This window comes from Tabrizicola fusiformis (genome assembly GCF_013328815.1).
Lineage (GTDB): Bacteria > Pseudomonadota > Alphaproteobacteria > Rhodobacterales > Rhodobacteraceae > Fuscibacter.
Map to the genome: position 1 here is coordinate 1 of NZ_JABUHN010000004.1, position 12,463 is coordinate 12,463.

Here is a 12,463-nt window from a genome sequence, read left to right on the forward strand (position 1 = left end):
ATGGGTCTGCTCATGCACGCCGGCTACCACGCTGGATTCACGAGATGAATCCCTCACGGGATTTGTGCAACAGAGCCCTGCACGTCAGACGGGCAATTCGGCAAGAACTACTTTTGGTCGATTTCGGCGTTCCCTGCCACGCCCGATGCACCTCCCCCATCCACCCTTGACCCGACTCAGCGAACTGGTTCTGATTGCAGGATATTCTCTGCAAGGTTCGCATCATGTATTTCGATATCTATGTGGGCGTGGACGGCACCGGGCCGGACTCGAATGCCGAATATGCCACGGCTTTCCGCAACAGCTATGTCAACCAGCTTCGCAACAAGAGCTTTGGCGTCAGCGAGTATGAGCGGGGGCCGACCCTGACCGGGTCGGAGACCGGCAGGCTGGCAAGCTGGGCCGCCGGGCGGGCCGAGCATCATTACCGCACCAACAAGATCCGCGGCCCGAACACGCCGCGCATCTTCATGGCGGGCTACAGCCGGGGTGGGGCCGCGGTGATCGAAGCCTGTCAACAGTTGAACGACAGGGGCATTCCGGTGCAGGGGCTGCTATTGTTCGATGCCGTGGACCGCTCCTATACGGTCGAGCGGACCGAGACGGTTCCGTCAAATGTGCGCTATTGCCGCCATGCGATACGGCAGGCGAATTCCGGCTCGCGGCAGAGCTTTGGCAATTGTGGCCTGCTGGCGGCGCGCGGGGTGGATTGGGTGACGCCGAAAGAGTTTCTGACCACCCATGGCGGCATGGGCGGCACGCCCTGGGGCGCAAGTGCCGCGACCGCTGGCGGCGGCCGGATCAGCGAAGGCGACAATTCGATCCGCGGCGTGCTGCGGGCCGTTGGCAATGTGCCGACGCCGCAGGCATGGATCGCCAGCCGGGCGGCCTCGGCGGTCTATGAATATGCCATGGCAACCGAGGTCACGCCCGAGCAGGAACGGCGCGGCAGCGAGGGGGTCTGGAACTGGATGATGACCGAACTGCCCCGGATGCGGCTTTGATGCAGGGTGCCGGTCAGACGCCCCTGCAACCCGGAGGCTTCATGCGCCTTTTTGCCCTTCTCGCCCTCCTCCCCCTGCCCGCCCTGGCCGATCCGCTGGCGGGCAAGTCCTATATCATCGAAATGTCCTCGTCGCAGATGGCCTCGGGCTATGGCGAGTATCTGATCCCGCCGCTGGCCCGCGCGTTGGCGGGGTCGCCGATGCGGCCGCAGAACGGGCCGGGCGCCGATCTGGTGGTGAACATCGTGACCGACAGCGACGTGGGCCGCTGGGTGGAGAGTGCCGGGGGGCGGATCTGGCTTTACACCATTTCGGTGACGGTGGGCATTTCGCCGGGCGAAACCGTGCTGCCCTATGACGGCACGCCGGTCTTCGGCGCCCGCGCGGTGCTGCAAACCCCCAATCCCGACCGCGAGGATGAATTGCGCTGCCTCATCACCCTCGCGGCCAAAACGGCGCTGGCCGAGTATCGGCCCAAGGGCCAGGTCAAAGTCGATGGCGCCGCCTGCGGGCGCGGCTAAAGCGTTCCGCAGCGGATTGCCTGTCTTGGGTTGCGTCCACTCTGGAGCAGATTGGAAGCAAACCGCTTCACCCCATCCGCAGCACGATCTCGCCCGACCAGGGCTCGGTCACGCCGCGGCCGCCGCCGAGGTCTTCGAGGATCGGGCGCAGCTTGTCGAGGTTAGCAATCATCGCCGGGCGGGCGGCGGCCATGGTCGCCATCGAGTCCCATTCGGCCACGACGATGAAACTGCGCTCGCCCGATTTCACCAGCGAAAAGCTGCGCGCCCCGGCAATCGGCGGCATCTCTTCATGGATGCGGATATACTCGGCTTCCATCCCCGGCTTGACCCGCATATGCACGACATTCATGGCAGTCATGGCATCCCCCCTTGGTCCGACATCGGACCGCGCCATGATAGCCGAAAATCCCGCCGCCGTCGCCAAATGAAAACCCCCGGCATCCGTGAGGACACCGGGGGCAGAGGCATGTCAGCCGCAGATCAGTCCTTGGCGCGTTCGACGTAGGAATAATCCTCGGTGTTAATCACGATGCGGGTGCCCGCGCCGATATGCGGCGGCACCAGAACCCGGATGCCGTTCGAGCAGATCGCGGGTTTGTAGGACGACGAGGCGGTCTGCCCCTTGGTCACCGGCTCGGTCTCGGTGATTTCCACCACCACCTTTTGCGGCAGTTCCATCGCAATCGCCACGCCTTCGAAGGTGCGCAGGTAAACCTTGATCCCGTCTTCCAGGAACACCTTGTCATCGCCGACCACATCGGGCGACACGGCAATCTGTTCATAGGTTTCGGGGTTCATAAAGTGATAGCCTTCGCCGTCTTCATAGAGAAAGCCGTATTCCCGCTCGTCCACCGTGGCCTTTTCCACCATTTCGGTGGTGCGCCAGCGTTCCGAGACCTTCACCCCGTCCGAGATGCGGCGCATATCGACCGAGGTGGTCGGCGTGCCCTTGCCGGGGTGGAAGTTCGAGGCCGAGAGGACGACGTAAAGGCGGCCCTCCATCTCGACGACATTGCCCTTGCGGAGCGAGGAGGCGATGACTTTCACGGCGGATATCCTTGTGGTTTGGCAGAGGGCGCCCTAAGGGACGCGACTTGGATGCGCGCCTAGCGCATCTTGCGCCCGATTTCCAGCCGAAAGGCATGAACATGACACAGACCCCGCTGCCGACCCCTTGGTGGGACACCGCCCACCACGCCGACCGCCGCCCCGTGCTGCTGGCCCGCAACCGGATTCAGGCCGAGATTCGCGGCTGGCTGGCGGAAGAGGGCTTTACCGAGGTGGACCCGGCGGCGATGCAGGTCTCGCCCGGGAACGAGACGCATCTGCACGCCTTCGCCACCGATGCCATCGGCAATGACGGGCAGGCGCGGCGGCTGTACCTGCACACCTCGCCCGAATTTGCGATGAAGAAACTGCTGGCGGCGGGCGAAACCCGGATTGCCGCCTTTGCCCATGTTTGGCGCAACCGCGAGCGGGGCGCGCTGCATTCGCCCGAATTCACCATGCTGGAATGGTATCGGACGGGGGCCGATTACACCGCGCTGATGTCCGATACGATGGACTTCCTGCGGCTGGCGGCGCAGGTGACCGGCGCGGCGCAGTTGCGCTTCCGCGACCGGCTCTGCGATCCCTTCGCCGAAGCCGAACGGCTTTCGGTGGCCGAAGCCTTTGCCACCCATGCCGGGATCGACCTTCTGGCCAGCATCGGGCCCGATGGCAGCACCGACCGCGAGGCGCTGGCGGTGCACGTGACCGCCGCCGGCATCACCGTGCGCCCGGGCGATACATGGTCGGACCTGCTGGCACGGGTGCTGGTGGAACGGGTAGAGCCGCATCTGGGCCACGGCCGGGTGACGATCCTTGACCGCTATCCGGCGGCCGAGGCGGCGCTTGCCCGCCGCACCCCCGACGACCCGCGCTTGGCCGAGCGGTTTGAGGTCTATGCCTGCGGGGTCGAGCTTGCCAACGGCTTTGGCGAGCTGACCAACCCCGAAGAACAGCGCCGCCGCTTTCAGGCCGAGATGGATGAAAAGGCACGCCTTTACGGCGAGCGTTACCCGGTGGACGAAGATTTCCTTGCCGCGCTGGCGCAGATGCCCGCAGCCTCGGGCATCGCGCTGGGGTTTGACCGGCTGGTGATGCTGGCCACCGGCGCCCCGCGGATTGATGATGTGATCTGGGCCCCCGTCCCGTAGGATGGGCAATCTGCCCATCCTCGCGCCCCAGGGATGGGCAGATTGCCCATCCTACGCACCCCCCGAAGGTTTTCACCATGCTGTCTTACCAACATGCCTATCACGCCGGAAACCTTGCCGATGTGCAGAAGCACGCCCTGCTGGCCTTCATGCTCGACTATCTGACGCAAAAGGACAAACCCCTCAGCTATATCGAAACCCATGCCGGGCGCGGCCTCTATGACCTTGCCGATGAGGCGGCACTGAAGACCGGCGAGGCGGCGGCGGGTGTCACCCTTGCCCTGCCGCATTTCCCCCCCGCCCATCCCTATCGTCAGGCGGTCGAGGCGGTGCGGGCGCGTTTTGGCGCCACCGCCTATCCCGGCTCCCCCCTTGTCGCGGCCATCGGCCTGCGCGAAGGCGACGCGCTGCATCTGGCCGAATTGCACCCGCAGGAACATGCCGCTCTGACCGCCACGATGGCGGGCTGGGGCGCCCATGTCCAGAAACGCGACGGGCTTGAGATGGCGCTGGCCATCACACCGCCCACACCGCGCCGCGGCCTCATGCTGATCGACCCGGCCTATGAGGTGAAATCCGATTATGACCAGATCCCCCGCGTCATGGGCCAGATCGCCCGCAAATGGAACGTGGGCATCCTTGCGCTCTGGTATCCGATCCTGACCTCGGGCGCGCACAAACCGATGCTGGCCGCGCTGCAAGCGGCCTTCCCCGAAGGCTTCCGGCAGGAATTGAGCTTCCCCCCTGCCCGCGACGGCCACCGGATGGTGGGCAGCGGCATGTTCGTGGTCAACCCGCCCTGGGGTCTGGCCGACGAAGCCGCCCGGCTGAAAGCCCTTTTCGCAAAGCTCTGACCACACCCTGCTTTCATCTTGGCCCAAATATCCTGCAGGGGGCACGGGGGACGCAAAGTCCCCCGCCGCGGCCCAAGGCGACCGGCCCTTTCGACCATCGGATCGTGGCTTGGCGCCGCCGCGGCGCTCGCCTATCCTGCCCCCATGTTCGCCGATCTCCTCCGCGGCCTTCTGGCCCCCGCCCCCGCCCGCCTGCCCGAGCCGGATGCCCGTCTCGCGCTGGCCGCCCTTCTGGTGCGCATCGCGCGATCCGACGGGCTTTATGCCGCCGAAGAGGTGGAGCGGATCGAAACCACCGTCGCCCGCCGCCATGGCCTGTCGCCCTTCGAGGCGGCCCGGCTGCGCAGCGATGCCGAGACACTGGAATCCGAGGCGCCCGACACGGTGCGCTTTACCCGCGCGCTCAAGGCGGCGGTGCCGCTCGAGGACCGCGCGGCACTGGTGCAGGCGATGTGGGCGGTGGCGCTGGCCGATGGCAGCCGCGATGCCGAGGAGGATCAGCAGATCCGGCTTCTGGTCAATCTTCTGGGGCTGACGGATGTCGAATCGGCGCAGGCCCGGGCGCGGGCCATGCAGGAATGATCGCCTCCTTGGGCATGTATGACCGGGCCGAGACGGCTGCGGCCAATGACAGGCTCTGGGCTGGCATCCGCGACGGGCTGCGCGCCCGCGGCATCGCCGCGCCCGAGGCGCTGACCCGCGGCGAAGGCGCCTATTGGCCCGCCTGGCAGGCGCCTGACCTCGTGCTGTCGCAGACCTGCGGCTTTCCCTATCGCGCGCGGCTGCATGGCCGGGTCACGCTGATCGGCACGCCCGATTACGGGGTCGAGGGGTGTCCGCCCGGCCATTACCGTTCGGTCTTCGTGACGCGCACCGACGATCCCCGCGCGCTGGCCGATTTCGATGGGCTGCCGCTGGCCTATAATGAGGGCTTGTCGCAATCGGGCTGGGCCGCGCCGCAGAATCACGCGGCGGCGCTTGGCCTGCGCCTGCGCCCCGGGCTTTGCACCGGCGGGCACCGGCTTTCAGCGCTGGCGGTGGCCGAGGGGCGGGCCGATCTGGCGGCGCTCGATGCCGTGACATGGGAAATGCTGCGCCGGTGGGAGCCCGCCGCAGCGGCGTTGCGGGTGGTCGCGGTGACGGACCCCACCCCCGGCCTGCCCTATATTGCAGCAGCGGGGGCCGATGCCGCTGCGACCTTTGACGCGGCGGCCGAAGCCATCGCCGCGCTGTCGCCCGCGGACCGCGAGACACTGCAACTGCGCGGCCTGATCCGAATCGCGCCCGAAGCCTATCTGGCGGTGCCGACCCCGCCTGCGCCCGAGGGGCTTCACTGACCAGTTTGCAGGCGGCCATTGACCAAATGCGCGCCACCTGCCGCAACGCCCATCACAATGCCCGTTGCAAAGCCACCATTTCTGCGTCCTATTTGATCGAATAGTCCAAACCCAAGGCCGCCCGTGACCGAACCTGCTGAGACCCCCGTCATCGCCATCCGCGACCTGCACAAAAGCTATGGCCAGCTTGAGGTGCTGAAGGGCGTCGATCTGACCGCGCCGCGCGGCCATGTCGTGTCGCTGATCGGATCTTCCGGCTCGGGCAAATCCACGCTGCTGCGCTGTTGCAACCTTCTGGAAGACAGCCAGCAAGGCGAAATCCGGTTTGAGGGCGAGGCTGTGCATTGGAAGGGACAGGGCCTGCACCGTCACCCTTCGGACCGCGCGCAGGTCACCCGCATCCGCACCAATCTGTCGATGGTGTTCCAGCAATTCAACCTCTGGTCGCATCTGACGATTCTGCAGAATGTGATGGAGGCGCCGGTGACGGTGCTGAAGCGTGACCCGAAAGAGGTCGAGGAAAAGGCGCGGATGTATCTGGCCAAGGTCGGCATCGGCGACAAAGCCGATGCCTGGCCGGCGCAGCTTTCGGGCGGTCAGCAACAGCGCGCCGCCATCGCCCGCGCGCTCTGCATGGAACCTCGCGCCCTTCTGTTCGATGAACCGACCTCGGCGCTTGACCCCGAGCTGGAACAAGAGGTGGTCCGCGTCATCAAGGCGCTGGCCGACGAGGGGCGCACGATGCTTCTGGTCACCCATGACATGAAGCTGGCCGCCGATTGCTCGGACCATGTCGTCTTTCTGCATCAGGGCCGGATCGAAGAAGAAGGCCCGCCTGCCGAATTGTTCGGCAATCCCAAGACCGACCGCCTGCGCGGCTTTCTGTCCGCCACGGCGTGAACCACAAGAAACCAACCACCTGACAGGGGACTACCAATGAAAAAACTGCTTCTTGCCACCGCATTGACCGGGCTGGCCGGGCTTTCGGGCGCCGCTTTCGCCCAGGATGTCGTGCGTCTGGGCACCGAGGGCGCCTATCCTCCCTACAACTTCATCAATGACGCCGGCGAAGTCGCGGGCTTTGAGCGGGAGTTCGGCGACGAGATCTGCAAGCGCGCCGGCCTGACCTGCTCCTGGGTCACCAATGAATGGGACAGCATCATCCCGAACCTGCAATCGGGCAACTACGATGTGATCATCGCCGGCATGTCGATCACCGAAGAGCGTGAGCAGGTCATCGACTTCTCGCAAGGCTATCTGCCGCCCGCCACCTCGGCCTATCTGGCGATGTCGGCCGATACCGACCTGATGTCGGGGCCGGTCGCGGCGCAGACCGGCACCATTCAGGCGTCGTTCGTGGCCGAAAACGGCATGACGCTGGTGGAATATGCCACGCCCGAAGAAACCGTCGCCGCCGTGAAGAACGGCGAAGCGGTGGCTGTTCTGGCCGACAAGGACTATCTGGTGCCGATGGCGGCGGAATCGGCGGGCGCCATGGTGCTGCTGGCCCGCGAAGAGTCGATCGGCGGCGGCGTGGGCCTTGGCTTCCGCGACAGCGACGACGATCTGCGCGGCAAGTTCGATGCTGCGATCAAGTCGATGAAATGCGACGGCACGCTGGATGCGATGATCACCAAGCCGGAATATTTCGGCCCCGACGCCAAGACCTGGGGCGATGCGGGCAAGGAAGGCTGCTGAGGCCCTTGCCTGACTGAACCGGGGTGGCGCCCTCCGCGCCGCCCCTTTTTCCATCATCCTGAACCTCCGGGGGGCCGATGCTGTCTGCCTGCGCCGATCCCAAGTCGATCGAGGGCCTGACCTGGGCCTTTTGCTATCTGACCTCCGGCAAGCACCTTGCCTTTTACTGGTCCTTCGGGACGGTGCTGCTGCTGTTGGCCATCACGGCGCCGGCGGCGCTGCTCTTTGGCTTTGGCGGCGCCACGGCGGCGCGTTCGCCCTTCGCGCCCGCCCGGATCTTCGGCAAGACCTATATCGCCATGGTGCGCGGCGTGCCCGACATCGTGTTCTTCCTGTTCTTCGTGATCGCGCTGGATCAGGGCATCGAATATATCAAATACCTTGCCGTCTGCCCGCCCGGCACGCCTTCGCCCTGGCAGGGGCTGGAATTCCGCGTCTGTCAGGAGGCCAAGGTGCCGCTCGGCACCTCCAGCGAGTTCTGGCACAATGCCTATGGCTTCATGCTGGCCGTGGTGACCTTTGCCATCGTCTTCGGCGCCTTCACGGCCAATGTGCTGTTCGGTGCAATGCAGGCGGTGCCCCGGGCGCAGCTTGAAACCGCCGAAGCCTATGGCATGAGCCACGGACAGGTGTTCCGCCGGATTCTGGTGCCGCAGATGTGGGTCTATGCCCTGCCCGGCCTGTCGAACCTGTGGATGATCCTGATCAAGGCCACGCCGCTTCTGTTCCTGCTGGGGGTCGAGGATATCGTCTATTACGCCCGCGAACTGGGCGGATCGAAAACCCAAGCCTATGAATACCCGCATGGCGACTGGCGGTTGATCTATTTCCTTGGCCTGATGGTGTTCTATCTGGTGATGACGCGCCTGTCCGAGGTAGTTCTGACCCGCCTTTCGGCGCGGCTGTCCAAGGGGCAGGCCACGGCGGCCGGTGAAGCAATGCGAAAGGCCGCAGCATGAGCATGACCTGCTGGGAAACCGTTCAGGCTTATGGCCTGCGCTCGCTGGGGATCGGCGAAAAGCTGTTGCCGCGCACCGATTTCACCGTTTGCCAACAGTTCACGCTGATCGGCTCGGGCCTTTTGTGGAACATCTATTTCGGGGTTCTGGCGCTGGCCTTCGGCTTCTTTCTGGCCAATGCGTTGGCACTGGCCAAGGCCAGCCGCAGCCCATGGACGCGCAAACCTGCGGAATGGTTCATCTTCGTCTTCCGCGGCTCGCCGCTTTTCATCCAGTTCTTCCTGGCCTATGAGGCGCTGGTGATGCTGCCGCGCGCCGGGATCGAGATTTTCGGGCTGACGGTGCAGACCGCATGGACCACCCGGGCCTGGGCCGGTGCGCTGTTCGTGCTGTTCCTGAACACCTCGGCCTATTCGGCGGAAATCTTCTATGGCGCGCTGCGCTCGATCCCCAAGGGCGATCTGGAGGCGGCCGAAGCCTATGGCATCACCGGCTGGCAGAAGTTCCGCCGCATCCAGTGGCCGACCATGCTGCGGCTGGGCTGGCCCGCCTATACCAATGAGGCGATCTTCCTGTTCCACGCCACGACGCTGGTGTTCTTTTCGGGCTTTCCGGCCTTCTCGCAACAGGGCGATGCGCTTTATTATGCCAATTACTTCGCCGACAAGACCTTCAACCCGTTCATCCCCTATCCGATCGTCGGGTTTTACTTCATCCTGCTGACGCTGCTGGTGACATTGCTCTTTGGCCGGATCAACCGCCACCTGAACCGCTATCTGCCGCAAAACCAGAAGAGCAGAATTCGCTTGCGTCCTCAGGTGATCCGGTAGTAGGCTTAATTTGATCAAATTAGGTGGGCCTGACCGGCCCGCCGGATCGACAAACAGGGAAAGGATCAAGGGCATGATCCGTAACCTGCCTGCCGGATCATCGGGATCTGGCGCGGGCGGTATCGTGCCCGGTCTCAAGTGAACATGATGAAAGACTGGCTTAGAAAGCATCCCGACGTCCGCACCATCCGGGTTGCGGCGGCGGATCTCAACGGACAGGCGCGGGGCAAACGGGTGCCGGCCCGCTTTGCCGACAAGGTGGTGAAGGACGGAACCCGCTTCCCCTTCTCGGTTCTGAACCTCGACATCTGGGGCGAGGATATCGACGACAGCCCGCTGGTGTTTGAACAGGGCGATCAGGATGGCGTTCTGAAACCCACCGAACGCGGCTTCATGCCGATGCCCTGGCTTGAGGCGCCGACGGCGCTGTTGCCGATCTGGATGTTCCGCGAGAACGGCACGCCCTATGAAGGCGACCCGCGGCAGGCGCTGCGCACGGTGGTCGAGCGGTTCAAGGCCCGCGGCCTGACCCCGGTCTGCGCGATGGAGCTGGAGTTCTTCCTGATCGACGACTCGGGCAAGACCATGCAGGTGCCCGCAAGCCCCCGTTCGGGCAAGCGGCGCAAGGCGGCGGAAACCCTGTCGATCCGGGCACTGGACGCCTTCGACACCTTCTTCACCGACCTCTACGACGCCTGCGAGGCAATGGACATTCCCGCCGACACCACCACCTCGGAAACCGGCTTGGGTCAGTTCGAAGTGAACCTGATGCATTGCGACGACCCGCTGCGCGCCGCCGATGATGCCTGGCTCTTCAAGATGCTGGTCAAGGGTCTGGCCCGGCGCCACGGCTTTGCCGCCAGCTTTATGGCCAAGCCTTACCCGGAATATTCCGGCTCGGGGCTGCACACCCATTTCAGCCTGATCGACGAAAAGGGCAACAACGTCTTTGACTCGGGCGGACCGAAGGGCACCGCCATGCTGCGGCAGGCGGTAGCGGGGTGCCTGAATGCGATGCATGATTCCGCGCTGATCTTTGCGCCGCATCAGAACAGCTATGAACGGCTGGTCCCGGGCAAGCACGCCCCGACCTCGATCGCCTGGGGCTATGAGAACCGCACGACGGCAATCCGCATTCCCGCAGGCTCGCCCTCGGCCCGGCGGATCGAGCATCGGGTGGCGGGGGGCGACGTGAACCCTTATCTGATGCTGGCGGCCATTCTGGGCGCGGCGCTGGACGGGATCGAGAACGAGATGGACCCGCCGCCGCCCATCGTCGGCAATGCCTATGCGCTGGATGATCTGCCGCAGATCCCCGACAATTGGGAACATGCCATCGACGCGCTGGAAGGCAGCGCCATTGTGCCGCGCTTTCTGCATCCCGAGCTGATCAAGAACCTGATCTCGACCAAGCGGCAAGAGCTGCATTACATCGGCGAGCTGACGGAACAGGAACGGGTCGAGCTTTACCTCGACACCGTATAAGGAACCGGCGGCGGGGCCATAAGGCCCCCCGCTCTCCACGCAAACCGTTCAATGCACCGATTTGCGGATGCGGCGCAGGCCCAGCCAGACCGCCAGCATCACGACGGGCGTCAGCACCGCCAGCGCAACCCCCTTGGAAACATGCGCCGCCTCGGTCAGTGGATAGGCGACATAACCGGCAAGACTGACCGCGTAATAGCTGATCGCCACCACCGACAGCCCTTCGACCGTGTGTTGCAGCCGCAGGGCAAGGTCGGCGCGGCGGTCCATGCTTTCCAAGAGCTTCTGGTTCTGCGCCGAACGGTCCACATCGACGCGGGTGCGCAAGAGTTCGGCGGCGCGTTCGGCACGTTCCGCCATCTGGGTCAGCCGCGCCTCGGCCGATTTCACCGTGCGCATGGCCGGATCATAGCGCCGGGCCATGAATTCGGCAAAGGTCTGACGGCCGCTGACCCGTTCTTCGCGCAGGGCGGCGATGCGGCCGGTCACGATCGCCTCATAGGCGCCGGTCGCGCCGAAGCGGAAACTGTGCTGCACCGCAAGGCTTTCCAGTTCCGCCGAAATCGTCAGGAGTTCGTGCAGCGCCGCCTCTGCCGGGCGGTCCTGATCCAGCCCCGAGACCAGCGCCGACAGCCGCGGGTCCAGCGCGTTCAGCCGCTCGGTCAGCCCGCGCGCCCGGGCAAGGCCCAGCATCGACATGGCGCGATAGGTTTCAATCTCGCACAGGCGCTGCACGATGCGGCCGATCCGCCGCTTGCCGGTGCCGGGCCGCACGAAGACCGCAAAACGCATGTGCCCCGCCGCATCAATGCGGAAATCCCCCGCGACGATGGCCGAACCATCGACCACCCGCGCCAGCGCGAGGCTTTCGGCGACGAACCAATCCTCGACCCGCGCCTGCACCAGCGTTTCATCCTCGGGCAGCATCTCGACCCGGATCAGCAGCGAAACCAGCCGCCGCCCCGGCGCCGTGGCCAGCCAGTCTTCGGGAAAGACATCGGCCTCCATCGGGTCAAAGGCGCGGGCCGACAGACCGGGGGTAAAGGCCGAATAGGTCACGAATTCGGTATGGCTTTCCCATTTCAGTTCCGCCCGCCCAAGGGGGCCGGAGAAATGCGTCGCCCCCGGCTGTGGATGGGCCGAGCCGTGACGGTCAAGGATGGCCAGCAGATGCGCCCGGTCCGCGCCCCGGTCGCGGTTCTGCGCCTCTTGCGGTTCCTTTATGGCGACATAGGCCGCCATGCAGGGTGCCGTCAGCGCCGGAAAGGGGCGCGCGTGCAGCTCGTTCACCAAGGCATAGCGCAGGGGATGGTCAGCGATCGGGGGCATTGTCAGTTCCGCAAGCGTCGGGGCATTTTCGCGCCTTAGACGGGATTTTCCTGCAAATCCATGGCTTTGTCGGCATGCCAACGCATACTGGCCGGATGGCAACACCCCAAGGTGCAAAAGGCCCCGAAGTTTCCTCCGGGGCCAAAATCATGAACGACAACAAGCATCTCGTTCAATCAAAGAACAACCACCACAACGCCTGCACTGGTGCGCTTACATGTTTCGCCGCGCTTCTCGAGTTCCTT

The 12,463-nt window shown here is 64.9% G+C and carries 14 protein-coding genes; 11 read left to right on the forward strand and 3 right to left on the reverse strand.

Annotated elements, in window-relative coordinates:
- Positions 1-224: 224 nt before the first annotated feature.
- Positions 225-1,004: a hypothetical protein gene (locus HS053_RS07125; protein ID WP_174210541.1), complete on the forward strand. Its 780-nt coding sequence runs from the start codon at positions 225-227 to the stop codon at positions 1,002-1,004.
- Positions 1,005-1,045: 41 nt separating this feature from the next.
- Positions 1,046-1,525, forward strand: coding sequence for a hypothetical protein (locus HS053_RS07130; RefSeq protein WP_174210542.1), 480 nt, complete (start codon positions 1,046-1,048; stop codon positions 1,523-1,525).
- 67 nt (positions 1,526-1,592) lie between these two features.
- Here HS053_RS07130 and HS053_RS07135 read toward each other — a convergent pair whose 3' ends face one another.
- The gene (locus HS053_RS07135) at positions 1,593-1,886 is read right to left on the reverse strand and encodes a putative quinol monooxygenase (RefSeq protein WP_174210543.1); all 294 of its coding nucleotides are present in this window, start codon (positions 1,884-1,886) and stop codon (positions 1,593-1,595) included.
- A 122-nt stretch (positions 1,887-2,008) separates the two neighbouring features.
- Positions 2,009-2,575, reverse strand: coding sequence for an elongation factor P (gene efp / locus HS053_RS07140; RefSeq protein ID WP_174210544.1), 567 nt, complete (start codon positions 2,573-2,575; stop codon positions 2,009-2,011).
- 95 nt (positions 2,576-2,670) lie between these two features.
- On the opposite strand from efp, the gene epmA reads away from it, so the two are divergent.
- From epmA to HS053_RS07185, 9 genes are all read left to right on the forward strand, one after another.
- Entirely contained in the window at positions 2,671-3,726 is a 1,056-nt protein-coding gene (epmA, locus tag HS053_RS07145; RefSeq protein WP_458358882.1) for an EF-P lysine aminoacylase EpmA, read from the forward strand.
- Positions 3,727-3,803: 77 nt separating this feature from the next.
- Positions 3,804-4,580: a 23S rRNA (adenine(2030)-N(6))-methyltransferase RlmJ gene (locus tag HS053_RS07150; RefSeq protein ID WP_174210545.1), complete on the forward strand. Its 777-nt coding sequence runs from the start codon at positions 3,804-3,806 to the stop codon at positions 4,578-4,580.
- A gap of 144 nt (positions 4,581-4,724) precedes the next feature.
- A complete protein-coding gene (locus HS053_RS07155; RefSeq protein ID WP_174210546.1) occupies positions 4,725-5,162 on the forward strand; it encodes a tellurite resistance TerB family protein in 438 nt (145 codons plus the stop codon).
- Positions 5,159-5,917 (forward strand): phosphate/phosphite/phosphonate ABC transporter substrate-binding protein, encoded by a 759-nt coding sequence (locus tag HS053_RS07160; RefSeq protein WP_174210547.1) that lies wholly within the window; start codon positions 5,159-5,161, stop codon positions 5,915-5,917. Before HS053_RS07155 ends, HS053_RS07160 begins: the two co-directional genes overlap by 4 nt.
- Positions 5,918-6,040: 123 nt before the next feature.
- Positions 6,041-6,817 carry an ATP-binding cassette domain-containing protein gene (locus HS053_RS07165; protein ID WP_174210548.1) on the forward strand — a complete coding sequence of 259 codons (777 nt, stop codon included), beginning with the start codon at positions 6,041-6,043 and terminating at the stop codon, positions 6,815-6,817.
- 36 nt (positions 6,818-6,853) lie between these two features.
- On the forward strand, positions 6,854-7,615 hold the full coding sequence (locus HS053_RS07170; RefSeq protein ID WP_174210549.1) for a transporter substrate-binding domain-containing protein: 762 nt from the start codon (positions 6,854-6,856) through the stop codon (positions 7,613-7,615).
- A gap of 77 nt (positions 7,616-7,692) precedes the next feature.
- Positions 7,693-8,574, forward strand: a complete 882-nt coding sequence (locus HS053_RS07175; RefSeq protein WP_174210550.1) for an ABC transporter permease — start codon at positions 7,693-7,695, stop codon at positions 8,572-8,574.
- 2 nt (positions 8,575-8,576) lie between these two features.
- Complete coding sequence (locus HS053_RS07180; RefSeq protein ID WP_174210866.1) at positions 8,577-9,404, forward strand: ABC transporter permease; 828 nt, start codon at positions 8,577-8,579, stop codon at positions 9,402-9,404.
- A 147-nt stretch (positions 9,405-9,551) separates the two neighbouring features.
- Entirely contained in the window at positions 9,552-10,889 is a 1,338-nt protein-coding gene (locus tag HS053_RS07185) for a glutamine synthetase family protein (protein ID WP_174210551.1), read from the forward strand.
- Positions 10,890-10,937: 48 nt separating this feature from the next.
- Here the strand turns inward: HS053_RS07185 and HS053_RS07190 are convergent, their stop codons facing one another.
- Positions 10,938-12,218 carry a DUF3422 family protein gene (locus tag HS053_RS07190; RefSeq protein WP_174210552.1) on the reverse strand — a complete coding sequence of 427 codons (1,281 nt, stop codon included), beginning with the start codon at positions 12,216-12,218 and terminating at the stop codon, positions 10,938-10,940.
- Positions 12,219-12,463: the final 245 nt, after the last annotated feature.

Excerpts from the sequence above, each read along its gene's own strand:
- HS053_RS07125 (WP_174210541.1), top strand. The coding sequence starts at position 225 with ATGTATTTCGATATCTATGTGGGCGTGGACGGCACCGGGCCGGACTCG.
- HS053_RS07130 (WP_174210542.1), top strand. The coding sequence starts at position 1,046 with ATGCGCCTTTTTGCCCTTCTCGCCCTCCTCCCCCTGCCCGCCCTGGCC.
- HS053_RS07135 (WP_174210543.1), bottom strand. The coding sequence starts at position 1,886 with ATGACTGCCATGAATGTCGTGCATATGCGGGTCAAGCCGGGGATGGAA.
- epmA (WP_458358882.1), top strand. The coding sequence starts at position 2,671 with ATGAACATGACACAGACCCCGCTGCCGACCCCTTGGTGGGACACCGCC.
- HS053_RS07150 (WP_174210545.1), top strand. The coding sequence starts at position 3,804 with ATGCTGTCTTACCAACATGCCTATCACGCCGGAAACCTTGCCGATGTG.
- HS053_RS07155 (WP_174210546.1), top strand. The coding sequence starts at position 4,725 with ATGTTCGCCGATCTCCTCCGCGGCCTTCTGGCCCCCGCCCCCGCCCGC.
- HS053_RS07160 (WP_174210547.1), top strand. The coding sequence starts at position 5,159 with ATGATCGCCTCCTTGGGCATGTATGACCGGGCCGAGACGGCTGCGGCC.
- HS053_RS07170 (WP_174210549.1), top strand. The coding sequence starts at position 6,854 with ATGAAAAAACTGCTTCTTGCCACCGCATTGACCGGGCTGGCCGGGCTT.
- HS053_RS07175 (WP_174210550.1), top strand. The coding sequence starts at position 7,693 with ATGCTGTCTGCCTGCGCCGATCCCAAGTCGATCGAGGGCCTGACCTGG.
- HS053_RS07180 (WP_174210866.1), top strand. The coding sequence starts at position 8,577 with ATGACCTGCTGGGAAACCGTTCAGGCTTATGGCCTGCGCTCGCTGGGG.
- HS053_RS07185 (WP_174210551.1), top strand. The coding sequence starts at position 9,552 with ATGAAAGACTGGCTTAGAAAGCATCCCGACGTCCGCACCATCCGGGTT.
- HS053_RS07190 (WP_174210552.1), bottom strand. The coding sequence starts at position 12,218 with ATGCCCCCGATCGCTGACCATCCCCTGCGCTATGCCTTGGTGAACGAG.